The sequence below is a fragment of the Lentzea terrae genome, assembly GCF_003265345.1.
GTDB classification, from domain to species: Bacteria; Actinomycetota; Actinomycetes; order Mycobacteriales; family Pseudonocardiaceae; genus Lentzea; species Lentzea terrae.
In genome coordinates, this window is the sequence record NZ_QFWW01000008.1 from 291,440 (window position 1) to 316,247 (window position 24,808).

Annotated in this window: 19 protein-coding genes; 5 read left to right on the forward strand and 14 right to left on the reverse strand. The window is 68.6% G+C overall.

Annotated features, from left to right (window positions below; translation table 11 throughout):
• The 6 genes from DI276_RS52035 to DI276_RS15705 form a co-directional block, all read right to left on the reverse strand.
• On the reverse strand, nucleotides 1-540 hold a 540-nt coding region (locus DI276_RS52035), incomplete at its 3' end, for a sporulation protein (RefSeq protein ID WP_232836678.1).
• Nucleotides 541-700: 160 nt separating this feature from the next.
• Entirely contained in the window at nucleotides 701-970 is a 270-nt protein-coding gene (locus DI276_RS15685) for a GlsB/YeaQ/YmgE family stress response membrane protein (protein ID WP_112264068.1), read from the reverse strand.
• Nucleotides 971-1,260: 290 nt separating this feature from the next.
• The gene (locus DI276_RS15690; protein WP_112264069.1) at nucleotides 1,261-3,750 is read right to left on the reverse strand and encodes a M12 family metallo-peptidase; all 2,490 of its coding nucleotides are present in this window, start codon (nucleotides 3,748-3,750) and stop codon (nucleotides 1,261-1,263) included.
• 222 nt (nucleotides 3,751-3,972) lie between these two features.
• Nucleotides 3,973-6,276, reverse strand: a complete 2,304-nt coding sequence (locus DI276_RS15695) for an aminotransferase class III-fold pyridoxal phosphate-dependent enzyme (RefSeq protein WP_119724475.1) — start codon at nucleotides 6,274-6,276, stop codon at nucleotides 3,973-3,975.
• Between the two features lie 40 nt (nucleotides 6,277-6,316).
• On the reverse strand, nucleotides 6,317-6,958 hold the full coding sequence (locus DI276_RS15700) for a TetR/AcrR family transcriptional regulator (protein WP_112264070.1): 642 nt from the start codon (nucleotides 6,956-6,958) through the stop codon (nucleotides 6,317-6,319).
• 70 nt (nucleotides 6,959-7,028) lie between these two features.
• Nucleotides 7,029-7,799 (reverse strand): SDR family NAD(P)-dependent oxidoreductase, encoded by a 771-nt coding sequence (locus tag DI276_RS15705; protein WP_112264071.1) that lies wholly within the window; start codon nucleotides 7,797-7,799, stop codon nucleotides 7,029-7,031.
• 283 nt (nucleotides 7,800-8,082) lie between these two features.
• Between DI276_RS15705 and DI276_RS15710 the strand changes: the two genes are divergently transcribed.
• The 3 genes from DI276_RS15710 to DI276_RS15720 are packed head-to-tail and all read left to right on the forward strand — an operon-like array spanning nucleotide 8,083 to nucleotide 11,358.
• Nucleotides 8,083-9,501: an APC family permease gene (locus tag DI276_RS15710; RefSeq protein WP_232836679.1), complete on the forward strand. Its 1,419-nt coding sequence runs from the start codon at nucleotides 8,083-8,085 to the stop codon at nucleotides 9,499-9,501.
• On the forward strand, nucleotides 9,498-10,952 hold the full coding sequence (locus tag DI276_RS15715; protein WP_112264073.1) for an amidase: 1,455 nt from the start codon (nucleotides 9,498-9,500) through the stop codon (nucleotides 10,950-10,952). The genes DI276_RS15710 and DI276_RS15715 overlap by 4 nt, the downstream gene beginning before the upstream one ends.
• Before the next feature lie 10 nt (nucleotides 10,953-10,962).
• Nucleotides 10,963-11,358: a MerR family transcriptional regulator gene (locus DI276_RS15720; protein ID WP_332874647.1), complete on the forward strand. Its 396-nt coding sequence runs from the start codon at nucleotides 10,963-10,965 to the stop codon at nucleotides 11,356-11,358.
• A 6-nt stretch (nucleotides 11,359-11,364) separates the two neighbouring features.
• Here DI276_RS15720 and DI276_RS15725 read toward each other — a convergent pair whose 3' ends face one another.
• Complete coding sequence (locus DI276_RS15725; protein ID WP_112264263.1) at nucleotides 11,365-12,282, reverse strand: NADP-dependent oxidoreductase; 918 nt, start codon at nucleotides 12,280-12,282, stop codon at nucleotides 11,365-11,367.
• A gap of 166 nt (nucleotides 12,283-12,448) precedes the next feature.
• On the opposite strand from DI276_RS15725, the gene DI276_RS15730 reads away from it, so the two are divergent.
• On the forward strand, nucleotides 12,449-13,180 hold the full coding sequence (locus DI276_RS15730) for a MerR family transcriptional regulator (protein WP_112264074.1): 732 nt from the start codon (nucleotides 12,449-12,451) through the stop codon (nucleotides 13,178-13,180).
• Nucleotides 13,181-13,348: 168 nt separating this feature from the next.
• Here DI276_RS15730 and DI276_RS15735 read toward each other — a convergent pair whose 3' ends face one another.
• Both DI276_RS15735 and DI276_RS15740 read right to left on the reverse strand, forming a co-directional pair.
• Nucleotides 13,349-15,124: a PIG-L family deacetylase gene (locus DI276_RS15735; protein WP_157984731.1), complete on the reverse strand. Its 1,776-nt coding sequence runs from the start codon at nucleotides 15,122-15,124 to the stop codon at nucleotides 13,349-13,351.
• 185 nt (nucleotides 15,125-15,309) lie between these two features.
• On the reverse strand, nucleotides 15,310-16,473 hold the full coding sequence (locus DI276_RS15740; RefSeq protein ID WP_112264076.1) for a YcaO-like family protein: 1,164 nt from the start codon (nucleotides 16,471-16,473) through the stop codon (nucleotides 15,310-15,312).
• A gap of 153 nt (nucleotides 16,474-16,626) precedes the next feature.
• Between DI276_RS15740 and DI276_RS52040 the strand changes: the two genes are divergently transcribed.
• Complete coding sequence (locus tag DI276_RS52040; protein WP_232836680.1) at nucleotides 16,627-17,820, forward strand: RNA-guided endonuclease InsQ/TnpB family protein; 1,194 nt, start codon at nucleotides 16,627-16,629, stop codon at nucleotides 17,818-17,820.
• Between the two features lie 28 nt (nucleotides 17,821-17,848).
• Here the strand turns inward: DI276_RS52040 and DI276_RS15750 are convergent, their stop codons facing one another.
• Genes DI276_RS15750 through DI276_RS15770 form a run of 5 tightly spaced genes read right to left on the reverse strand, consistent with a single transcriptional unit; the run spans nucleotide 17,849 to nucleotide 24,645 of the window.
• Nucleotides 17,849-19,192 carry a TfuA-like protein gene (locus tag DI276_RS15750; protein WP_112264078.1) on the reverse strand — a complete coding sequence of 448 codons (1,344 nt, stop codon included), beginning with the start codon at nucleotides 19,190-19,192 and terminating at the stop codon, nucleotides 17,849-17,851.
• An 8-nt stretch (nucleotides 19,193-19,200) separates the two neighbouring features.
• Nucleotides 19,201-21,300, reverse strand: coding sequence for a prolyl oligopeptidase family serine peptidase (locus DI276_RS15755; protein ID WP_112264079.1), 2,100 nt, complete (start codon nucleotides 21,298-21,300; stop codon nucleotides 19,201-19,203).
• On the reverse strand, nucleotides 21,297-22,208 hold the full coding sequence (locus DI276_RS15760; protein ID WP_157984732.1) for a JmjC domain-containing protein: 912 nt from the start codon (nucleotides 22,206-22,208) through the stop codon (nucleotides 21,297-21,299). The genes DI276_RS15755 and DI276_RS15760 overlap by 4 nt, the downstream gene beginning before the upstream one ends.
• Nucleotides 22,205-23,449 (reverse strand): MFS transporter, encoded by a 1,245-nt coding sequence (locus tag DI276_RS15765; protein ID WP_112264081.1) that lies wholly within the window; start codon nucleotides 23,447-23,449, stop codon nucleotides 22,205-22,207. The genes DI276_RS15760 and DI276_RS15765 overlap by 4 nt, the downstream gene beginning before the upstream one ends.
• The gene (locus DI276_RS15770) at nucleotides 23,446-24,645 is read right to left on the reverse strand and encodes a radical SAM protein (RefSeq protein WP_112264082.1); all 1,200 of its coding nucleotides are present in this window, start codon (nucleotides 24,643-24,645) and stop codon (nucleotides 23,446-23,448) included. The genes DI276_RS15765 and DI276_RS15770 overlap by 4 nt, the downstream gene beginning before the upstream one ends.
• Between the last annotated feature and the right edge of the window lie 163 nt (nucleotides 24,646-24,808).

The window sequence follows — 24,808 nt, forward strand, 5'->3', positions numbered from 1 at the left end:
GCCGGGCAGGCGGCCAGCCTCGACGTCGGCGCCGCGGAACGAGAACCCGAGCTGTCCGAACGCGTCCAGCACCTTGTTCTGCGAGGGCAGCGGGGCGACCAGCACCGGGTCCAGGTCGCCCTTGTCCGGGGCGCCCGCGACGAGCAGTTCGGTGCGCACACCCACGCTCATCCCCGGCAGGGCGGCGCCGCCGACCGCGGTGATCGGCGTCTCCCACGGCACCGGCAGCTGGAACGGGATCGAGACCAGTTGCCCCGCCGGCACCCGCAGCCCCTGCTGCACGACCATCCGGAAGAACTCCGCGACCTCGCCACGCTCGTCATCGCCGCCGAAATCGCCGAAGCCGCCGAAGCCGCCGCGCTCGACCTCGACCTGGGTGACCAGCGACAGCACGACCTGGCCGATCTCGGCGTCCGAGCTGCCGCCCTGGATGCGGACCTGTCCGGTGATCGGCTGGCCGGGCACGGCGTGCGGCGAGTCCAGCACGGTGTCGACGGACGGACCACCGATGCCGAACGCGCTCAGCATTCGACTGAACATGACGATGTCTCCTCTTTGGACGGATGAAATCAGTTCTGGTGCAACGTTGTTCGGACGTTGGCAGGTTGTGTTGGACTCAACCCCGCCGATCGGCCTGGCAGGTCGCTGCAGGCGTCGTCGAGGGGGTGGGGCGACGCCTGCAGCGCGGGCTCGGGCGCGGCTAGGGGTGCCTGCGGCCGTACAGCCCGGCCGCCAGGCTGACACCGCCGGCGGCGAGGGCGATCTGGATGAACAGCTCGATCCAGTCGATGCCGCGGGTGTCACCCACGCCGAGCGCGTTGGCGGCGAAGGTGCCGATCAGTGCGGCGCCGATGCCGATCAGGATGGTCAGCCAGAGGGGGATGCGTTGCTTGCCCGGTACGACCAGTCTGCCCAGCGCACCGATGATCAAACCGATGAAGAGTGCGCTGAAGATGCCGGAAATGGCCACGTTGTCTCCTTGGACGTCAGTTCGGCCGAATGACCGAAGTGGTTCGTGACATCCGAGGAACTTCATGCGCAGCACCGGACATCATCACCGAGAAGACAAATCTCATTTCGCTGCAACGCCTTCTCGGAATGCGATGACACAAGTGTCGCGGATGCCGGCCTGGTCTCCCAGCTGCCGGGCGTCTGGAGCGACCCCGCTACCCGGCTGGAGCCGCCCCCGCCGGTCGGCCGGTCCACAAAGCCGGAACGGAGGGGCGAGTCACTCGCCCCTCCGTTCTGATGGAACCGATGTCACAGGATCCCGGCAGCTCGCGCGGACGGTGGCCGGACGACGAAGTCGGCGTCGTTGAGGTCGAAGAAGACGTTCCCGACCGCTTCGATCTTGATCCTCGCCTTGGTCGTGCTCACCCTCGGCAGGCAGACGGTCTCGCTGCCGTCGTTGGGCGTGCGGCTCGCGAGCACGTGCGGGAAGGTCAGGCCACCGTCGAGCGACAGCGAGATCTTCACCTCGCGCACGCCGACCGGAGCCACGTTGGTGCGAGCCGCGTCCCAGGTGATCGACTGCGCGGTGCCACCGGTCAGCGTGGTCGTGGTCGCCTGCGAGGTCACGAGGAACGGGCCCGCCGACGGCGCCAGCACGAGCGCGGTGTCGGCGCTGCTGATGCCACCGCCACCGGGACGTCCGTCCCTGGCGGTGAGCCGGAAGTGCAGGGTCCGGTCCTTGCCGGCACCGACCCAGTCCGCGGTGGGCAGGAACTCCGAGTAGCAGTCGACCAGCTCGGGCGGCACGTTCGACCCGCCGCCGGTGGTCGGTGGCGGCGGTGCGGCAGGGCATCCGCCGGTGCGGGCGTTGGTGTTGTTCGCCGCGATCTGGGCGAGGTCAGGGAAGACCCTGGTGGCATTGGTGTTCACGGCGTTCTGGCCCGGCGAGTTGTACTTGAGCGCGTCCTCCTTGCTGACGGCGGCGGCGGTGCCGAACTGCCGGAACAGCGGCCCGTCCGTCTTGGTGTTGCTCACCAGTGCCGTGCCGGTGGCGCCGCCGAGGTCGTTCTGCTCCCACATGTACGTCACCGTGTCACCGTCGACGTCGATCGCACGCCCGTTCAACGCGAACGGCGTGCGGACCGGGATGGTGTACTTCGGCGCGACGTTCACCACGGGCGCGTGGTTGCCGGTGTTGGTGACGCGCCGACCGCCGTTGTCGGGCTTGCCGCCCTTGATCTCCTCGCCCACGAGGCTCGACGTGCCGTGCGCATCGGTGATGACGAGCGGCTCCACGTCCTTGCCCGCCAGCGGTCCGCCGGTGAAGCTGACCCGGAAGCCGGCGTCGGTCATCTCGCGACCGCCGAACCCGAGCACGTCGACGGTCGCACCGGCGGGCCAGTTCGGGAGCGCCTCGATGGCGGCCTTGATGCCGGAGTCCGTGTAGTTCGTGCCGCGCACGATCACCGCCGACTCCTGGCCGCGGTAGCTGATCCGGAAGGAGTCCGTGCCGTCGAAGTCGCGCAGCGCCACGTTCTGCTGCTCGAACATCGCGGGCTGGGTGCTCGTGACGTACGAGGTGATCTCGGAGAAGCTGCGCTGCGACCAGTACGGGTCGGAGTGCGGTTGCAGGTTGTCCTGCCGGCAGATCCCGGCGTAGGCCATGATCGACGACCCGCTGCCGGGCTCGACGGAGTTGCTCGCGACGCGGTTGTCCGAAGCACAGGCGTGCTGCGTTCCGTTGAACGTGTGGTTGGCGCCGAACTGGTGGCCGATCTCGTGCGCCACGTAGTCGACCGCGTAGAAGTCGCCGACGGGCGTTGGCAACCCGGTGCACCCCAGCGCCTTGTCCTCCCGGCCGACCACGCCGAGGGCCGCCAGCCCGCCGCCGTTGACACCGAGGCCGATGTGCCCGACGTCGTAGTTGCTCGCACCGACGAGCTGACCGAGCACGGTCGGGTTGCGGTAGAGCCCGGGAACGTCGCAGAAGTCGAGTTGACCGGGCGCGAAACAGGCTTCCGCGCCACACGGCCCGTTGGGCTCGAAGGCCATCGCCGCGGTGTTGAGGTTCGTCTTGTCGGTGTCGTTGACCAGCAGCAGCCGGATCGCGGTCTCGTCCTCGTAGACCTGGTTGACCCGGTTGACGAGCGTCGCCTTCGCGGCAGTGACGTTGGCGGCACCGAAATAGGCCGCGTACGAGGGGTCGGTGACGAGCGCGAGGCGGTAGGTGCGCAGCCGCACCGGCCCGCCGCCTCCGATCGCCTGCACCTCGGACGCCTTCCCCCGGACGGACCCGCGCTCCACCAGTGCACTGGCCGGCTTGGCCAGGTCACGCCCGTAGTAGCTCGCGTACAACCCTTGCCCGGCCCGGTGGTACGGATCGACGTACCACTGACCGCGCGGCGACCGGACGGATGCGTGGAAGCCCAGCGGCGTGAGGTCGGCCCGCGCGGTGGCGGCGGGATCGTCGACACCCCTGCCCGAGTACGTCCTGATCTCGGGGTGCGCCGCGGCCAGTCCGGCCTCCAGCACCGGTGTGTCCTCGAGCCGGAACCGCTGGAAGGTGCCTTCCGGAGTGGGCAGGAGCACCTCGTGCGCGGCCTGACCGTCCAATTTGGACGCCATGGCCGCGCGGTCGAGCGTGTAGCCGGCGAATCGACCGGTTCGGATCTCGGGCTGCTCGGCGGACAGGGAAGCCGCCCCTGGTGTGGGAACCGCTGTCCACGGGTTGTCCGGCGCCGCGGTGCTCACCGTGGGCAGTCCTGCCAGTGCGGTCACCGCGATCACCGCCGCGGCCATCGTCCTGAGTCGACTCGTTGACGTTTTTCTTGGCACGCTGTGAAGCTCCTAGGTGCAGGGATTCGTGTCGCATGGACAGTCGCGCGACGAAAGGACGTTATCGCCGCGGTGTTGCTCGGCGATAACGTTTCTGCGGTCGGACAGCGTTTCCGAGAATGCGGGAATTTTCTTGGAGGGCGGTCGAATCAGCCGTTCGTCGGTAGGCAGAAGCGGCTTGGTGCGTTACCGGCCGGACTGTTCGGCCAGAGCGGAGTCGAGCGCGTCGACGAACACCGGCAACTCCCTGTCGGTGAAGGCGAGCGGTGGCCGGACCTTCAGCACGTTGCCGGTTCGCCCAGTGGTCCCGACGAGCACGCCGCGGGCGCGCATGCCGTCGCGGACGGCGACCGCCGTGGCGCGGTCGGGTCGGGTGCCGCCGGGGTGGACGATCTCGACGCCGACCGCCAGCCCTGCCCCGCGGACGTCGCCGATGGCAGGGTGGCGGTCCGCCAGTTCCCGCAGTGCGGCGCGCATCTTCTCGCCGGTGTCGCGGACGCGGTCGAGGACGCGTTCGTCGTCGATCACGTCGAGCACCGCCAGTGCCGCGGCGGCGGAGACCGGGTTGCCGCCGAAGGTGCTGAAGAGGAGGGTCCGGCCGACCGCGGCCTGCACGATGTCGCTGCGGGTGATCACGGCCGCGACCGGATGCCCGTTGCCCATCGGCTTGCCGAGCGTGACGAAGTCCGGCTCGATCCCGAAGCGGGAGAAACCCCACAGCGCCTCCCCGGTGCGCCCGTGGCCGGACTGCACCTCGTCGGCGATCCACAGCGCACCGGCCGCCTTCGCGCGGCGGTGCAGTGCCCGCACGTGAGCCGGATCGAGGTCGACGATGCCGTCGCTGGTGAGAACGGCGTCCAGGTAGACCGCCGCCGGCTCGTGCCCGCGCGTCGCGAGGCGTTCGAGTGCCGCCTCGAAGTGCTCCCCGCCGAGGGCCGTGCCGCGGTAGGGGTCGGGCGGCGTCCAGGTTTCCACGTGGTCCGGGCCGCGTCCGTCGAGCCACGCCTCGGGGGAGACGGCGGCGATGGCCTCGGTCAGGCCGTGGTAGGCGAAGTCGGTGCACAACGCCCCGCCCCTGCCGGTCGCGGCACGGGCCAGCCGCCAGGCGAGGTCGTTCGCCTCCGACCCCGAGTTCACGAGCAGCACGGTGTCCAGACCGGACGGACACGACGCGGCCAGCCGCTCGGCCAGTTCGACGGCCGGCTCGGACAGGTAGCGGGTGTGGGTGTTGATCCGGCGCGCCTGCCGGGAGATCGCGGCCGTGACCCGCGGATGGGCGTGCCCCACGCACGGCACGTTGTTGTAGCAGTCCAGGTAGCGCCGGCCGGTGACGTCGGTGATCCACACCCCCTCCGCCGACGCGACGTGCAACGGCTCGCGGTACGACAGCGGCTCGGTGGCCGGGCCGAAGACGGCGTCACGCCGTTTCCTCAGCTGGGCTGTCGGGGCCTCGACCCGGTGGCCCCCGAGCCGGCGGCGGGCGTCATCCCAGCCGACCGCCTCCAGGCCGGCGATCGTCGCCGCGGCGGGGTCGTTGTAGCGCCGCGCGAAGACCGGGTCCTCCAGCCCCTGCGCCACCCGCCACTCGCTGATCGCGATGGTCAGCGCACACCGCGCCGCCCACACCTCACCGAGCAGGTCGACCTCCTCCGGTTCGAGCGGCGTCACCTGCTCGTACCCGTCGAGCACGAGCCGGGCGGCACGGAACATCTCCTCGCCGGACCGCCCGCACACCAGCGATTCCAGCAGCGGCGCGAGATCGGTGAGCAGCGTGGCGTGGCTCATGTCGCCGAAGTCCACGATCCCGGTGACCGTGCCGTCGACGGCGGTCAGCGCGTTGTCCGCGGTGAAGTCGCCGTGCACGACCTGGGTCCGCAGTCGCGGCCACGCCGGGACGACCACCTCCTCGAACCGGTCGACGATCCGCTCCACGGCGGCCCGCCGGTCGCCGTCCGGGATGTGCACGAGCAGTTCTCGCACACGGGCGGTGTGCTGGACGTTCCACAGCATGGTGCGGTGAGCCTTCGGGTGCGTGAACCCGCGCAGGGCCCGGCCCAGCCGGGCCGACGTGCTGCCCCAGGCGCGCAACGCTCGGTCGTCGAGTGTCGTCGCAGTGACCCGCCCCGCGCCCGGAAGGACGTCGTACGCGCGCACCCAGCACACGTTCTCGCCATCGCTCCACGCGGCACGGTAGGTGTCTGGGGCGCCCGGAACCGCCCACGGCAGGGCCACCCCGAGCTCGGGGTCGATCCGGTGCACGTGCAGCGCCGCGGCGGCCTCCATGTCGAGGACCTGGGGATCCTCCGCGGGGTTCGACACCTTGAGCACGCTCACCGGGCTCCCCGAGGACTGCACGAGGAACGCCTGGTCCCGTTCGCTGCCGAGGTCCCGCGCGTCATCCGCGGCGACCCCGAACAGCTCGCCGAGCAGCGCGGCGGCGTCGCTCGGCGACAACTGCGGTCGGCCCGCCTGCAGGATTCTCTCCATCATTACCTCGCATCCGAGCCGGCTGGGGCCTGTGTCGAAGTCCCTAGTCCTGGTTCTGGGCCCAGAGTTGCCCCAGGCCTTGGAAAAGTCTTTCCATCACCGCACGAATGGCTCGTTCGTCCGCAGGCCCCAGCGGAGCGATCAGTTTGTCCACCTCGAGGCCCGAGATCACGGCGAGGATCAGTTTTGCGTCGGTTTTCGGGCTCGTCGAGGAAAATGCGGTGAGTCTTTCCTCGAGGTGAGCTGACAGTGTCTGCAACCAGGCGGTCGACGCTCGCTGCAGATTCTCGTGCCGCACTGACGCGTTCAGGAACTGGTACTCCGCGATCAGTTGTTCGCGGTATTCGGTCAGGCCCTGGATGACGAAGTCGGCGAGCCCGCGAGCAGCGTCGGCCTGCGTGAGCGTGCCCAGGCGTGCGATCGCGGTGACGATGCGCGTGGTCTCTCGTTGCGTGTGTCGCAGGAAGCCTGCTTCGATCAGCTCTTCCTTGTTGCTGAAGTAGTACGTCACGGTTCCCAGCGGTACCGCTGCCTCGACCGCCACCGCTCTCATGGACACCGCAAGGATGCCGTCTCTGCCGATGATGCGAAGCGCCGCGTCGATGATCTCGGTCTTGCGCTTGGCTCCCTTGCGGCTCGGAGGCATGCCCTTGACGTCATCGGGGAGATCTTCGGTACCCGTCATGCTGGTGCACTTTCCCTTACCGCGATCTTGGGTGCAAACAGCCGGGGCTGTTCGGAATTCCGCGGATCTGTCAGCGCGAGCCTCGTTCCTCCGCGATCGAGTTGGCGCCGTCGACCACGATCATCTGGCCCGTCAGATAGGACGCCGACGGCAAGGCGAGGAACCGGACGACCGCGGCGACCTCCTCCGGTGTGCCTGGGCGACCCATTGGTGTCGCCTCACCCATCGACACCTCGTGGGAGGTCGACGAGGCTGTCGCGATCCAACCGGGAGCCACCGCGTTGCAGGTGATGCCCCGGGATGCGACGTCGATGGCGGTGGACCTGGTCAGTCCGATGACGGCGGCCTTCGCCGAGTGATACGCGGCGTCGTTCGCGTAGGCCATCAGAGGGCCTGACACCGACGACATGTTGACGATCCTCCCCACGTCGTCCGTGAGGCGGGGAATGGCGGCCCGCGTGACGAAGAAGGTCGTGTCCAGATTCCGTGAGATGGCCGCGCGCCAGTCCTCGTCCGTGGTGGACATGGCCGACGCTGCTTCCTCCGCGCCGGAGACCGCCGCCATGCCGGCGTTGTTCACCAGGACGTCGATCCTCCCGAAAGTCTGGAGAGTGAGTGCTATCAGGGCGTCGGCGGTCGCGGAGACGGTCAGATCGCCGACGAAGCCCACGACGCCCGCCTGCTCGCCGCCCAGTTGTCGAACGCGCTCATGGATGCGTTCTGTGGTCGATGCGATCACCAGCGCGTGGTCCTCGGCCAACAGACGAGCGCAGGCGAAGCCGATCCCGTCTTCGCTGCCCGCGCCGGTGACGACGGCCACCGGTCGGCTACCTGGTCCCATGGACACCTGCCTACCTGTCACACATTCCCGTACGTTCGTACGAATCGTGCACGAGATCAGGGCGTCCCGCAAGGCCATCAGCAGTCACCCTGCACTCCGATTTTCGTACAAAACTCTTGACTGTGATGCAGTGCACAGCGATCCTCGACGAACTACATCCGGTCACCGCATCGAGGTCGCCATGTCTGCACACCTCTCCAGCTCCACCTCGTCGAGTTCGGAACCATCGCCGTCGACGTCGGGCTCTGCGACCCTGCGGGCGAACGCGATCGGTACCGTCGGCGTGACAGCGACCGTCGTCTCCGCGGCCGCGCCGCTGACGGTCATGGCCGGCGTCGCCCCCATTGCGCTGGCCATCGGTGGCGTCGGCGTACCGGGCGCCTACCTGCTGGCCGGCGTCGTCCTGATCGTCTTCGCGATCGGGTTCACCGCGATGGCGGCACAGATCAAGCGGACGGGCGGCTTCTTCGTCTACATCGGACACGCTTTCGGAGGAACCGCCGGGTTCGCCGCCGCCGTGCTCGCGATCGTGTCCTACAACCTGCTCCAGATCGGGACCTACGGTCTGCTGGGGACCCAGGCCAGCGCGGCGCTCGACAACATCTTCGGCGTGAGTGTTCCGTGGTGGGTGATCTCGGCGATCGCGGTCGTGGCCGTGTTCGTGCTGGGAGCACTCGGGATCGACGTCGGCACGAAGGTGCTCGTCGTGCTGATCACTCTGGAGTCCGCGATCCTGGCGGTCATGGCGATCGCCGTCGTCGTCAAGGGCGGCGCTCAAGGCCTCGGTGTCGCGTCGTTCGATCCGGGCAACGTCTTCCAGGGCGGCGTGCTGGCGGTCCTCGGGATCTGCTTCGCGGCGTTCATGGGTTTCGAGTCGACGGCGTTGTACCGCGCGGAGGCACGCGATCCCGGACGCACGATCCCACGGGCGACCTACATCGCGGTCGCGTTCATGGCTCTCTTCTACTGCTTCATCTCCTGGACCGTGGTGCAGGCGCTCGGGCAGACGGAAGTCCAGTCCGCCGCGGGAAAGGCGGGCTCGGCGCTGTTCTTCGTGACCATTCGCGAGTACGTCGGCCCGTGGGCCGAGCAAGCGATGTACGTCCTCATCGTCACCAGCGTGTACGCGGCACAGCTCGCGTTCCACAACGCCATCAACCGCTACGTCTTCGGCATGGCGGAAAGTGGTGCGCTTCCGCGGATGTTCGCGCGCACGAACCGAGCCGGGAGCCCGGCGTTCGCGGGCGCGGTGCAGAGCGTGCTCGCCGGGATGGTCGTGATCGTCTTCGCGCTGGCGGGCCTCGATCCGTTCCAGGACCTGCTGATCAAGGTGAACACGCCGGGCGTCATCGGCATCATCGTGTTGCAGGGGCTAGCGGCCGCGGCGGCGGTCGCGTTCTTCCTGCGTCGTCGGGGAATGGCGCGACGCGCCTTCCTCATCGCGAGCTCGGTGATCGCGGCCGTCCTGATGTCCTGGGTCGTCTACGTCGTCGTCCGGCACCTCGACGTGCTCACCAGCGCACCGAAGGAGATCAACGACGCCCTCGTGGCGGTGGTTCCCGCGGTGCTCGTCCTCGGTCTGGCCGGCGGTCTCGTGCTGCGCAGAGTCCGGCCGAAGACGATCGCGCTGCTGGCGCGTGACGAGTCCGATGTGGAGCTTTCGAACGGCAACGACGGCACCCGAGGAGAAGACCGATCATGAGTCGCAACCAGGACGAGATGCCGACCGACCTCTGGCGGTGGTCGGCGACGTCGCTTCGCGATGCGATACGGCGCGGCGAGGTCAGCGCGACCGAAGTGGCGACAGCACACCTGGACCGCTGCGACAACGTGAACGGCTCGATCAACGCACTGATCAGCGTGTCGGGGGAGGAGGCGCTGGCCACGGCACGCGAACTCGACGCCCGCCCGCAGGCAGACCGCACCGCACCTCTGCACGGTGTCCCCGTCTCCATCAAGGACAACACCGACCAGGCCGGTCACGCCAACACGTGCGGGATCGTCGAGGGCGCCGGCAACGTGGCCAAGGAGGACGCGTCCGTGGTGGCCGCACTGCGTTCGAGCGGGGCGGTGTTCGTCGGGCGCAGCAATCTGCCGGCCTGGGGCCTGCGCTGGTTCTCGGAGAACGACCTGTTCGGGCGGACGCTGAACCCGTGGACCGCGGAGCACACGCCAGGAGGCTCGAGTGGTGGCGCCGCCGCGGCGGTTGCGGCCGGGATCGTGCCGATCGCTCACGCGAACGACATCGGTGGTTCGATCCGCTATCCCGCGGCAGTCTGCGGTGTCACCGGAATCCGCCCCACCGCGGGACGTGTCCCGAAGTGGTCCGCGCCGTCGCTGGTGAGCCAAGCCCCGTCCATCGCGGAGACCACCATGGCTGTGGAAGGCCCGGTCGCAAGGCACGTCAAGGACTTGAGGATCGCTCTGCGAGCGATGTCCGTGCACGACCCGCGCGACCCGGCATCGCTGCCGATCGGCTACCGGGACGAACCGGCTCTGCCTCCGGGGGCCAAGGTCGGAGTGGTGCGCGAGGTGCCCGGTGTCGAAACCTGCCAGGAGAACCTGCGCGCGGTTGACGATGCGGCAGGGTGGCTGGAGGAGGCGGGCTACCGGACGGTCGAGGTGAACATTCCGGAGATCGTCGAGGCGCATCGGCTCTGGCTTCTGCTCCTCTTCGAAGAACTTCGCATCGGCGCGGCCGAGATGGTGGCGCTCGGCGACGCTGATCTCCGTCAGGCCATGGAGTACAACTTCGCCGTCCAGGACGCCGCCTGGGGACCGAACGCGACCTTGGAGACCTTCCTCCGCGGCCACACCCGGCGAAACGAGCTCCTGTCCCTGATGGAGACCCACTTCACCGACATCTCCCTGCTCCTGACCCCCTTCTCGGCGGCCCGTGCGCCCGAACACGGCGCGGACTGTTCGTCGTTCGAACGAGCGAGTCAGCTCCTCTGGGCACAATGGCCCATGACTTTCGTGCCATGCCTGGGTCTGCCCGCGGCGACCGTTCCGACCGGAGTCGTCGGGACGCTGCCGGGCTCGGTTCAGATCATCGGTGGTCGTTTCCGGGAGAGCTGGATTCTGGACGCCGCGCAAGCCATCGAGGACCGTGCCGGCGTCATCACCCCCATCAACCCGGTCCACGCGCCGTAGGCTGGTTGTCGTGACCACGACGTCCTCCGCCCCGACGATGAAGATCGGGGAACTGGCCCGGCTGACCGGAGTCAGCGCTCGTTCGTTGCGGTACTACGAGCAGCAGGGGCTGATGCACAGCACGCGCTCCGTCGGCGGGCAGCGGCACTACGCGGCGACGGAGGTCGAACGGGTCGAGATCATCCGGCGGTTGTTCGACGCGGGGCTGAGCAGCAAGGTGATCGCCCGGTTGCTGCCGTGCGTGGACAGCGACGCCAAGAACGTCGCCGAAGACGCTTTCAACACGATGCACGAGGAGCGCGACCAGCTGACCGCCGACATCGCCCGGCTCGTCGAGGCCAGGGCCGTCCTCGACGAGCTGATCGAGATCAACACCCGGCACCGGGACACGATCGGTGCCGGGTGAGCGTGGTCAGAGGCTCATGTCGATGACGAGCTTCCCCGTGGCGTGCAGGGACTCGACGAGTGCCAACGCCTCGTGCGCGCGTTCGAGCGGGTACGTCTGAGTGATGTGCGGGTCGAGCTTTCCGGTGACCATCAGCTCGGCGACGCGTTCGAGGCCTGCCCGGTCGAGGCGGCGGTGGACCAGCACACCACCGAGTTCGGTCACGGACGGGTCTCCGACGGAGATGAGCTTCGCCGCCAGCGGGGCGATCTCGCGCAGCGACTCGCCGCCGACGTTGTCGACCGCGGCGTCGAAGCCGTCCGGGGCCTGTGCGCGGAGCCGCTCCACGACACCGCCGCCGGTGTAGTCCACAAAGGACGCACCGGTCGACGTGACGAGATCCCGCTTCGCCGCGCTCGCCGTACCCGTCACGACCAGCCCTCGGTCCCGGGCCAGCTGGGCCACCGCGATGCCCACGCCGCCGCCGATCCCGTTGACCAGCAACGAGGATCCCGCGGGCAGGTCGAGCTGATCCAGCACGTCCAGCGCGGTGGTGCCGGCGACGGGGATGGTCGCCGCCCAGGTGTCCGGCAGCGCGTCGGGGATGCGGGCCGTGGCGTCGCCGAGCAGCAGCGTCGTTCCCGCGTACGTGCCCGAGCCGGTCAACGCGAACCCGGCGACTCGGTCGCCGACGGCCAGGCCGGTCACCTCCGCGCCGACCGCGAGCACGGTTCCGGCCGCTTCCACTCCCAGGACCTGCGGGAAGGGCAGGTGGCCGTTCAACGCGGTGGCGTGTCCGGACCGCAGCTTGTAGTCCACCGGATTCACTCCGGCCGCCGTGACGCGGACGAGCACTTCGGCGGAACTGGGTGCGGGATCCGGCCGCTCGAAGAACTCCTGGACGTCGGCGTCGCCGAAACTCGTGTACCCCAACGCTTTGCTCATCGTGAACAGCTCCTGAAACGTCGAATCGCGGACGATTTCGACGCTATGCGTTGACACCGGTGTCAACTTCCACCCGATGTGACGCGGGCAACTCAGTTCTCGGCCGACGAGCGATCGTTCGGCGGGATGTTGACTCTCGGGTTGGGCGAGACGGCAGAGTAGCCATGTGGGTGATGCGGAGCTGATGACGATCGGGCGGTTCGCCCGGCTGACCGGGTTGTCGATCCACGCGCTGCGCCACTACGACGACGTCAGCCTGTTGATCCCAGCCCACACCGATCCGCAGACCGGTTACCGCCGTTACGGGCGGGACCAGATGCGGCTGGCCCACCTCATCCGCGAACTGCGGTGGATCGACCTGCCGATCGAGGAGATCCGGCAGGTGCTGGCCGAAGCCGGTCAGGCGGGTCCGGTGCTGGCCGGCCACCGCCAGCGGCTGCTGCGCACGCGCGGTCTGCTCACCGCCCAGATCGACAACGTCGATCGCCTTCTGAGGGAAGGGTTCACCATGTCCGCTCCGCCGTCGGAATGCCGGCCGGTCCAGATCACCATCGCCGTGGACGACCTCGACGCGTCGATCACGTTCTACGAGGCCGCGTTCGACCTGCGTTACGAGGTAACCCGCCGCACCGACGACACGGATCACTCGTCGTTCATGTTCGGCGAGTACGGCCGGGACGGCTTCTTCCTGCTGCAGTTGAGCGCCGACGTCGTCGACACCGACCGACCTGGCCCCACGACCTTCGGTCTGGTCGTTGACGACCTGGACGCCCGGCACTCGCGGGCCTTGGCCGCCGGAGCCACCGAGGTCGTCGCGCCGCGAGACCGGCAGGGCATGCCTCGCAGTTCGGCCGTCAGAGATCCCAGCGGCAACTGGATCTGGCTCTATCAGGGCTGACCAGCCGAACGCACGCTCTTGCCGCTGACCGGTAGCCCGGCTGATGAACGGACCTCAACCGGTTCATTCCGGCAAGCCCGCCCGGTGGTCTTCGACGAGGGTGAGGATCCGGGAGATCGTCAGGTCCGGTTCCTCCAGGGGCAGCGCGTGGGTGGTCCTCGGCACTGTTCAGGGCAGCGTCTGCCACGCACCGAACGTCGTGCCGTTGAACGTGCTGGTCATGATCTTGCCGCCGACCCCGATGGCGAAGATCGTCGGCACGTCGTCGAGGACGGCGAAGGCGGGTGAGCCGAGCACCGGGCTGCCGTTCAGGAAGCGCCACGGGTGGAAGCCCGCGTTCGGTGCGAACTGCCAGGTGGCGCTGACCTTGCCGTTCTCGTCGCGGCCCGCGAGGAAGATCAGGCCCTGTGCCCGCGCCGTGGCGATCGGGCCGACGCCGTTGCCGCCCAGCGCCGTCGGCGGGTTGCTCCACTCCCCACCGGGGATGACGTAGACGGTGCGCACGGCGCCGCCGGTGGAGCGCCAGAAGATCTCTGGGCGGCCGTCCCCGTTCAGCGCCAACGAGGGAGCGCTGGTGACGGGTTCGCTCGCGCGCACGGTCGACCCCGGCCAGACCGCGTTCGGCGAGTTCTGCAGCCACGTGCGGATGGCGTTGCGGCCGCTCGCGGCGAGGAGCATGCGGCCGTCGTGGCAGGTGATGACCGCTTGCGCCTGCTTGACGTCCGGCCCGCCGCCGAAGTCCACCCAGTTCGAGTACGCGCCGTTGATCGCGGTCTGGTAGACGGTGCTGACGCCGCCGCCGGAGTTCCTGGCGAAGACCTCCAGCCTGCCGTCCTCGTTCACACCGACGACCGGGGCACCGGTGTGGGCGCCGCCGGGTCCGTTGGGGTTGCCGAGTGACGTCCACGCCCCGAACGGACCGTTGCTGGAGGTCTGCTTGCTCGTCACGATGTCGTGGCTCGCGAGCGAGCGGGCGAACACGGCGAGCCGCCCGTTCGCCTGGGCCTCCACGGTCAGCGTCGCGGCGACCGGGCCGCCACCGATGTTGACCGGTGCCTGCCACGCGCCGCCCGCGGCACTCTGGCGCCAGTTCCACACCTGACCGCCGCGCACGGCGAACGCGCGCATGCGCCCGCCTCCGTCGACGCCGACCCACGTCGTGCCCAGGTCCCAGCGGTGGTAGTCGCGGTCGGTCCAGCCTGGTTGACCCCCGGCGAAGCCGTCGAACGGCAGGTACACGTCGAAGACGGCGCGCTTGAAGTTCATGACCGGGGTGGACAGGTTCACCGCGTAGTCGGCGGTGTTGTAGCAGCGGTGGGCGACCAGCGTCGGGGGCGGTGTGCCGCCACCGGCCATGTAGGCGTCGATCGCGGCGGCGGCGAAGTTGGCGACCGCGATGTGGTCCTCGTGCTCGCCCATCAGGAACGGGTCCGGGTTCGCGTCCTGGACCTGGACGTGCGTCGGCTGCGTGCTGACCATGATCGCCTTCAGCACGTTGACGAGGTCGGCGCGGTTGTAGTTGAAGACCTGCGTCACCGGGCTGTCCGGATAGATCAGGGTGGGGGCGACGTGGTTCGGGTTCGCCCACATGTTCGTCAACGCGTGGAGGTGGTTGTTGTTGTTTCCGTCAGGCAACGCCAACTGGATCATCTTCACCGTTGGCTTGGCGTCGAGTGTGTTGACCTCGACCGCCTTGCCCGCGAAGGTCACGGCGGACCGGGTCCACGTGTTCGCGACACCCGCCGCAAACGCGTAAGCCGCGCAGGCACCTCGCCTGCGCGACTCCGCGTACGCTTCGCCCCCGTTGAACTCGCCCGCCGAGACGATCACGATCGTCACGGGAACATCGCGCAGGATCGCCTGTGCGGGGTCGGGACTCAGGAACAGCATTTCGTCGTCTGGATGCCCGACCACGCACAGGCATCTCTCTGCGCTGTCTGCCACGCTCCACTCCACGTTTCGCACGCCGGCTGAACCACCAGAGTAGGAAGATGTGCAGTGGCGCAAGCGACATTTGCCGAAATTGTGTGATCGCAGCACCCGAATTCAACCCGAAGTGGACTGAATGAAGCGTGTGCTGTTCTGGTCCTCGATTCGCTGTTTTGACCCGGCTCATCGGAAGGACGGCTTCACCCTTCGTTGGGATGGATGCGATCGACGTCGATTCCAGCGCCAGGCAGTACGACACGGACGACGGCGATGTCGTCATCGGTGCTCAGGTCGACCATCATCGGCTCAGCGCCCGTGACTTCGGTGGCCAGGGTGACGACTGCCGCCAGCTCATCGGCGACGTCCGTGAAGCGAGGGGCTTGTCCGGCTGTCACGTCGGTCCAGGACGCCGGCTGCTCTGGTGGAGTGAGCGGATTCGTCGTACCTCGGCGCACGTGGTCGTAGACCGGTGGAAGGTCCTCGCGGGTGCCGACGATCGTGGCAAGCCTGCTCTGTGCGGCCTCGGTCAGTGCTCTGGACGCCGCCACCTCGGCGGCCAGGTGTGCGCCCCAGCCGAGGGCGACGACCGGGAAGTCCTCGGTCCAGACCTCTGCGCCGAAGCACGGTACCCGGAACCGGTTGGGCAACTGGAAGATCCGCACTGTGGCGCCGGCCGAGTACATCCGGTCGAGCAGCGAGGCGCACGTGCTGTCGCTGATCGATCGCGGGTCGATGTCGATGCGCACGGTGTTGAAGTTCCGCTGGCTGATCGCGTCCCGCTCGATCACCTCGTACAGCGCGTGCAACGCGGCCTCTGCACTGCAGTTGCCCGATGCGAGGCCGTTGCTGCCCGACCGCAGTCCGCACGGTTTCCAGCTCTGCTCGTACGGTGCGGTCAGCCCGACCAAGGCGACTGGCAGTGGAACGGTACGACCGGTCTGCATGCCGACCGCGTCCATCCAGTCCAGCGGTGTGTCCGTGGTCAGCAGGCCGCCGGGTACGGTCTGGACGTCTTTCAGGTCGTAGGGCAGGTCGAATTCACGGGCGGGGATGCGCGGGTAGGCGGCGGCCGGAACCGCGTATTCCGCATGCCACAGCTCGATGCTCTCCATTGCCCCGGAAACGGCGGCCAGCTCGGCGGTCTGCCCTTTGCCCTGGGAGACGGACAGCAGCTTCGCCAGCGGACGCACGGACATGACCACCGGGATCCCGAGGACGTCCAGCCCGGTCACGTCCGCCACCCTGGTGATGCCGAAGCGGGCCAGCTTCGGCCGGATGATGGCCCACGTCTCCTCGGGGACGCGGACCCGGTGGGTGCCCGTCCAGAACGCCTTCGTGGTACCGGCAACCGACGTTGACGTCATCTGAAGTCCTCCGAGGAGACCCCGTCCTTGAGAGCGGGGAGGAATCGGACCCTGCGGAGCAGGGCAGGTAGGAGTAGTAGTTTCGTTGCCAGAGCGAAGCTGTGTCCGTCACCAGCTGCGTGGGTTCCATAGTGGACTGATATGTTTGTGGATGTGGCTGGGCAGGTGAAGCGGGCGTTCAAGTTCCGCTTCTATCCGAGCGAGGCGCAGGCGGTGGAGTTGTCGCGCACGTTCGGGTGTGTCCGCAAGGTGTACAACCTGGCGTTGCAGGCCCGCTCGGAGGCGTGGACACAGCGCCGCGAACGGGTGGGCTACGAGGCCACGTCGGCGTTGCTGACCGTGTGGAAGCGCACCGAGGAGCTGGCGTTTCTGGCTGAGGTGTCGTCGGTGCCGTTGCAGCAGGCGTTGCGGCATCTGCAGACGGCTTTCGGCAATTTCTGGGCGAAGCGGGCGCGGTTTCCGCGGTTCAAGTCGCGGAAGAAGTCGCACGCCAGTGCGGAGTACACGCGGTCGGCGTTCCGCTGGTGTGACGGCAGGTTGACGCTGGCGAAGATGGCTGAGCCGCTGGACATCCGCTGGTCGCGGCCACTGCCCGAGGGAGTGGTGCCGTCGACGGTGAGGGTGTCGCGGGACGCGGCGGGGCGGTGGTTCGTGTCCCTGCTGTGTGAGGATCCTGGCGTGACGCCGTTGCCCGCCACGGATGCGGTGGTGGGGATCGATGTCGGGCTTGATCATCTGCTGGTGTTGTCGACCGGGGAGAAGATCGGCAATCCCCGGCACGAGCGCCGGGACCGGACGGCGCTGGCGAAGGCGCAGCGGGTGTTGTGCCGCAAGCAGAAGGGCAGCAGCAACCGGGTCAAGGCCCGCGTCAAGGTCGCTCGTGTGCACGCCCGGGTCGTCGACCGGCGCACGGACTTCCTGCACAAGATCACTACTCGGCTCGTGCGCGAGAACCAAACGCTCGTGATCGAGGATCTGGCGGTGTCGAACATGGTCGGCAACCACCGCTTGGCCCGTGCGATCAATGACGCGGGCTGGCGGCAGTTCCGGCAGCAGTTGCAGTACAAAGCGGACTGGTACGGGCGGCAAGTGGTCGTGGTGGATCGCTGGTTCCCGTCGTCCAAGCTGTGCTCGGCCTGCGGCGCGCTCGCGGCGGCGATGCCGCTGCACGTGCGCACGTGGACCTGCGGCTGCGCTGTGACCCATGATCGGGATGTGAACGCGGCACGCAACATCCTGGCCGCCGGGCTGGCGGTGACGGTCTGTGGAGCCGGTGTAAGACCTCAACGGAATCCTCCGGGCGGGCAGTCGGTGACGAAGCAGAAAACCCCGCGGCGCGAGCCGTAGGAATCCCTTCGTTCACGAGGGGAGGAAGTCAAGGTGTCACCTGTTTCGCGGGCACGGCCTTGCGGAACTGTTGTCTCAGGAAATAGGGGCGGAGGGCCGCGACCGCGGAGCTGACGGTCTCGAAGCCCCGATCGCGTGCGGCGGCGAGCAACGTTTCCGGATCCTCGCCGACCCGCCAGGTCTCGGCCAGCTGCCGCCGGATCACCGCGGCCTTGATCCGCTCGATCCCCATGCTCTGCCGGTTGGCCATTTCGGCGTTGACGACGTGGGACTCGGCGACCGCCGCCTTGGCTTGCGGGTCGTCCGCCAGGTCGGCCGCCGCTTCCACCAGGTCGCTCGCCATCCTCGGCATTCGGTAGGACCGCGTGAGCGCCAGCAGGAGTTGGTCGCGGTCGGGCAGCCGGTCGTGTTCGTCCCGGGTGAGCCAGTACCGCAACTGATCCGCGGTGAGACTGGCCGGCCTGACACCGTGAGCGCTCGCGGCCACCAGCGCACAGGTGCTCAGATCGTCGCTGAGGTTCGGTGCTGTCTCGGCGATGCGAGCGAGTGCGAAGGACCGCCATCTCTCCGGGAAACCGGGGTGGTAGATCTGTTGGTACTTGGCGACCATCGCCGGTGACACGTGCTTTCCGGCCACGACGTCACCGGTGAAGTTCGCCTCCCAGTCGTACAGGAACCGGTTGCGCCAGTCCGGTGAGAACGTCCATTCCAGGTGCCTGGGCACGGTCAGTTCGTCGATCCGGGCCAGCGTGTCCGCGGCGTCATCGGCTTTGACATCACGGACTTCCGGGTGGTCGTCCAGGAAGGCGCGGAACGCGGCGACGGCGGACCGGTCGGCGGCGTCCTGCGCCGCCAACTCGATCGCCGGCCACACGCGTTCGGTGTAGTGCAGCGAACTGGCGATGCGAATCACGGCATCTCCCTGCTGTGGCAGGAGAACACCGCGATCCGCGGCCACCGCGACCGCGTGCCGGATGTTGACCAGCGGCACGCTGAGCACCCGGTACCGCGGACCTTCGGTGTGGGTGATCGCGACCTCGTCGTCCCCGTTGATCACGCCGTCCCGGTAGAGACCGAACACGGTGCCGTGGCCGATCATTCCGAAGGGGTGCAGCTCGGCGGCACGCAGCGCGCCCATGCTCGCACAGCCGATGACCCTGGTTCCCGCGGCGAGCACAGCGAGGATTTCCTTGTGCCGCACCGAGGCGTTCTGGTGGTAGTAGCCGTCGACGACCACTGCGGTGTCGCCGGGACCGAGATCGAGCCGCAGCAGGTCGCCGTGCGCGGCAGGGGGATGGATCGTCGCGTCCGCGATGATCGACAGCACCTGCTCGGCGGACAACGTCGGGCCGACGAAGACGTGTACGGGCATGGGTCTCCTTAGCTGTGCTGTCTCCCCAAACCGAGCTGGCCGGCGAAGAAGGTGAAGGTGTCGGCCATCACCTCGACAGCCCGGGACCGTGCCCGCAGGCCGTGGCCGACGTCCTGCTCGGCACGCAGCAGAATCGGCCGGTCGCTGCTGGACGCGTGCTGCAGCGCGGCGCACATCTTGCGAGCGTGCGACGGATCGACGCGAGTGTCGCCGTCGAACACCTGGAACAACACAGCCGGATACGCGGTACCGGAACGAACCTGGTGGTACGGCGAGTAGGACAGCAGCCATTCGAACTGCTCCGGATCCTCGGCGGTGCCGTACTCGGCGCGCCAGGACGGGCCGAGCCCGAACCGCTCGTAGCGGACCATGTCCAGCAAAGGCGCGTTGCACACCACCGCGGCGAACTTCTCCGGGTGCTGGGCGAGTACCGCGCCCACCAGCAGGCCGCCGTTCGAGCCACCGAAGATCCCGAGTTGCTCCTCGGTCGTCCAGCCGCCTTCGATCAGCCAGTCGGCGGCCGCGACGAAGTCGTCGAAGCTGTTCTGCTTGCGGGCTCGGCTCCCCGAGCGATGCCAGTCCTCGCCTTCCTCGCCTCCGCCGCGGATGTTCGCGATCACGTACACCCCGCCTGCTCGCACCCAGGCCAGGGCCAGCGGCGAGTAGTCCGGCGCCATCGGGAAGCTGAAGCCGCCGTAGCCCGCGAGGATCGCGGGCCGCGGCCGGTCGGCCACACCCGAGGACGAGATCACGAACATCCGTACCGGGGTGCCGTCCTTCGACGGGTAGACGACTTGCCGGGTGTGAATCTTCGGTACGTCCGGAATGGACGGACGGCCCACCTTCCGGACCGCCGCGGTGCGTGCGTCGTAGCTGTACACCGTCAGCGGCGTGGCGAAATCGGTGTAGGTGAACCAAGCTTCGTGACCACCGGCGGCGCGGTCGACCACGTGTCGTACCCAACCTTTGCCGGGCAAAGGAACCGTGCCGACCTGGCTGCCGTCGCGCAGACTGTGCACCGACATCTCGCTCACCGCGTGCCTGGCGCGCACGACGATGGCGAGCGGCGGGTCCAACTCGGCGCCGTCGAGCACGGCGATGTCGGTCATGACAGCGGTCGAGTCCTCGCCGACCAGGTCCGGCCAGGGGCCGTCGGCCATGGTCGCGGGGGTGGCGGTGGCCAACCGGCCGTGCCCGGCGTCCCGTTCGGTGAGGATCGGGATCTGCTCGTCAGGTTCGGTTCCGACTCGGATGTAGGGCACCGTTCGTGCGTCCACACCGGACTGGACCACGCGGAGTTTCGGGTCCTCCGGCGCGGTCTCGGACAAGTCCGCCAGCCACAGATCGGTCCGGCGGGCGGTGCCGCCAGCGGCGCTGATGACCAGCCACCGTCCGTCGGCCGTCAGCGTCACCCCGTAGTAGTCAGCTTTCTCACGGCCGGTTCCGAAGATGAGTACGTCGGAATCCGGATCAGTGCCGACGCGATGCAGGTAGACCCTGCGGTGGTAGTGCTGCTCGCCTGCCGGGACGGCGTCGGCGGGCAGCCGCCGCACGTAGTAGAACGCCGTCCCGCCTGGCAGCCAGGCGACGGGTGTGCGCCGGACCCGGTCGATCGGCCCGTCCACGACCTGGCCGGTCGCCACGTCGAGCACTCGCAGTCCGCCGTCTTCCACGCCGCCACCGGCCAGTTGGTAGGCGAGCAGGTCCCCCTCAACCGATGGATGCCAGCACTCCAGCGTCGTCGTCCCGGTCGGATCGATGCGCATGGGGTCGAGCAGTGTCGTCTCACTGCCGTCCGAGTCCAGCACGAAGACCACGGCGTGTTCCTGGTCGGCTCCGCGCCGGGCGAGGAACATCCGGTCTCCGCGCGGGCGCGGCAGGGTGTGGATGTCGAACGAGAAGAGCTCGGCGAGTTGCCTGCTCAGGCGCTCGCGGTCCGGCCAGTTGGCGCGCTCCTGCTGGAAGAGCGCCTCCTGGGCGGCCCGCCACGTGCGCGTACGGGGATCGGCCACGTCCTCCAGCCAGCGGTACGGATCGGCGATCTGGTGGCCGTGCACCATCTCCACCAGATCCAGCCGATCGGCGCTGGGATAGTCCCTGGCGGTCATCCGAGCCCGGCCAACCGCGGTTGCGCCGGAGCCGCCAGCTTGTCGTTGTGCTCAGCCAGGTAGTCGCGCAGCGGGTGATCCCGGATCAGCTGGTTGAGGCACTCGATCAGCGCCTTCTCATGTCGCGCGACGTCCTCGTCCGTGTCTGTCTTCGGAATGTCCACACGGAACGGAGCGGCGTGCCGAGCACGAGTGGACAGCCATTTCAGATAGGCGAGCCCGGTCTGGCTCTGGAACCCGTAACTGAGGTGCAGGCTGGTCCCTCCGGTGCCACGCACCCCGTGGTACCAGCCGCGGGGAAGGTAGAGCACGTCGCCAGGGGACAGGACGCCGGACCACTCGGGCTCGTCGGGGCGGGTGTTGTCGGGGTCGGTCTTCGCGTCGATCGGGTTCACGGTGCCCGGACCGTAGACGTCCCAGTGCTTCGAGCCTTCCACCTGCACCACGAGCACGTCGACCACGTCCCAGTGCGGCGGGAACGCCGGGATGTTCCCGGCCGTCGCGTACATGTGGGTCTGCACGATCTCGCCGACGGCGGCGGACAGCTCCCATGCGGTCCGGCCGATCGCGGGTTCCATCTCGTCGATGTTGTCGATCATCAGCGTCGCCCCGCCTCGCAGGATCTCTCGCAGCCGGGCCAGATCGACCAACGGCGCGTCCTTGCGGCGCGGCGAAGACTCCTGATCGAGGTACCGCTGGGGATTGACCGCGCGGCCCGCTGTCTGGACGACCTTCACCTTCGGTGGGCTCAGCCGCTGGTTGATCATCAACGCGGCGATGCTGTCCCACGAGACCAGTGACTCGACGTCGGAACGGGGAAGCCGGCCGTGCAGCCGTCGTTCACCCAGTGCGGCACGGAAAGCGGCGCGACCGCCCCACTGGTCGATCAGGTTGTCGAAGAACGTCATGGTGACTCTCCTGTCCGGACGTGTGACTGGCTGGGGCTGGGTGCCGCGAGGAACCCCGGCGTCCGGAACGTCGGCAGGCATGCGGCGGTGGCCAAGGCGGCGAGCGCGGCGAGGACGATCAGTGTGTTGCGCGCGCCGGTGACGTCGAGCAGGAAGCCGGTCAGCAGCGGCCCGAGCGCCGCAAGACCGGACATCAGCAGATCGGCGGCTGAGGCGACCCGGCCCTGCAGTTCGTCTGGTGCACCAAGCAGCATGGCCTTGCCGACCACGACGCCGCCGGTTGGCGACAACACGAACGCCACTGCGAGGACAGCACCCACAGCCCAGGGCGCCGAGGTGAAAACGAGCACGGTGGTCGTGATGACCCAGCCGACGCCAAGGCCGATGAACACAGCGGGAACGGGGAACCGGTGCAAGACGGCGGGCGCGACGGCGGCACCTGCCACCGCTCCGACGCCGACGCAGGCGAGCAGGAACCCGATCGCGGTGGCCGACCGTCCGTGTGCTTCAGCGGTCACCACGACGACCAGCACGACGGACACCGAGATCATGTTCACCACGCCCGCGAAGGTGAGCACGTTGCGCAGTGTCCGGCGGCGCAGCAACCAGCGGACGCCCGCGGACAACCGCCGGTCCGGCACACGAGCGGGCTGTGGCTGGCGGAGCGGCGTTTTGATCCGCGCCACCATCAGCGCCGACACCAGGTACGAGATCGCGTCGGCGACGAACGGAACCAGCCTGTGCAGGCTGAACAACCAGCCGCCCAGCGCGGGACCGATCAGCGAGACCGCCGCCGCTCGCGACTGACTGCGGGACAGCGCAACGGTGAGCTGGTCGGCCGGCACCATTTGCCGGACCGCGACCGCAGCGGCCGGGCGGAACACCGCGCCGGCAGCGCCCTCGACGACCGCGACGAGAAGGATGTGGACGTACCCGGGACCGCCGAGCAGTGCCGCGACGGGGATGCTCGCCAGCACGACAGCCCGGACGAGGTCGCTGCCGAGCATGATCCGGCGCCGGTCGCACCGGTCGACGACAGTTCCGGCGGGTAGCCGGCAGATCAACCGGGTCGCCAGTGACGCGGACGCGATCCCACCGGCCTGCGCCGCCGTACCGCCGAGGGCGAGAACCAGCAGCGGGTAGGCGACCAGCGAAAGCTGGGTGCCCAGATCCGATGCGGCCTGGCCGATCCAGTACCGGCGGAAGTCCACGTTGTCCCGAAGCGGGCCGTGCCTGGTCATGGCGACGACTGACCGGCCGTGCTGTCGAGCCGTCCCATGTCGTGCAGGTAGTCGAGAATCCTGGCGTCAACCGCGTCGGAGAATCTGGTGATCTCACTCTGGTCGGCGTTGCGCGCACCGTAACCGCAGGCGACCCACCGCCCGTCGACCTGGTTCGCCGGCAGGTAACCGGAATCGACCGACCCGATCTCCCAGCCGGGCTTGCCCGCCGACTCCCAGCAGCTGTACAGGGTGCCGTCCGCGTTGACCACGGCACCCAACCGGCCGTCCCGAAATCCACAGGACAGGCAGGGCCGGGCAGGCTTCGGCCGGCTCACCTGGAATCCCAGCTCGGTCGCCCGCACGGTCCAGCCGACCACCTCGTCGATCAACTCCGACTCGCGTTCGGCGGTGCTGTCGAACCCGATGCCCGTGTCGTAGATCAGGGCGAAGTAGATGTTGCACCGCGCCGGGTCCACGCGCCGCCCGATCTGCTCGATCAGCTCGGGGATGCCGTTCCGGTTGCGCTGGCTGACGTTCACGCGCAGGTCCCAGCGCAGCGAGGTCACCTCGTTGGCTGCCGCGATGTTCGACAGGATCGCGTCGAACGTGCCCGTGCCGGACCGGCGGACCCGCGTCTGGTCGTGTTCGATCTGGTTGCCGTCGAACGTGATCTGCACGCTGCCCAGCCCGAGCGCGGCCAGTTCCTGAGCGAGCTCGGGGGTCAGCAGTGTCCCGTTCGACGTCATGTGAGCCGAACTGAGGCCGTGGTCCGCGGCGAGTTCGAGCAGATCCCGGCAGCCGGCCGGGTTGAGCAGGGGCTCGCCGCCGAAGAGGTGGACGTCGAGTTTGTCCAAACCGGACTCGGCCATCTTGCCCGAGACGAATCGCAGGATTCGGCCCGCGGTCCGGCGGTCCAGCGACACCGTGGCGATGCGCGGGGGCCGGCTGCCCCCGGTCGGGTCGGGCGCGGTGTTCTGGAAACAGTAGGCGCAACCGAGGTTGCAGGCCGATGCGGTCAGAACGGTCAGGGCGTAAGCCGGACGCGGGGCCGGACCGTTCACCCCCATGGCGTTCAGCCGATGCTCGACAACGGAGCGCAACCGCCCGCCGCTGTCCACAGCCGCGTCGCCGAGCAGCAACAGCTTGTGCCCGCCGAGGTACCACCAGCCGCGGGCACCTTTCAACAGCCGGGGGACGTAGAGCGCGTCTTGCATCGGTCGACTCCGATTCTTCGGTGCGAAGCAAAGGCCGGGACCGCTACCAGAGCTCGGCATCGACCCCGGCCGTCGGTGCACAGATCAGTTCTCGGCGTAGCAGCCGCAGGAGTGCGGCGTGAGCTCGCCGTCATCCCAGTCGTTGTAGGACATGACGTTCAGG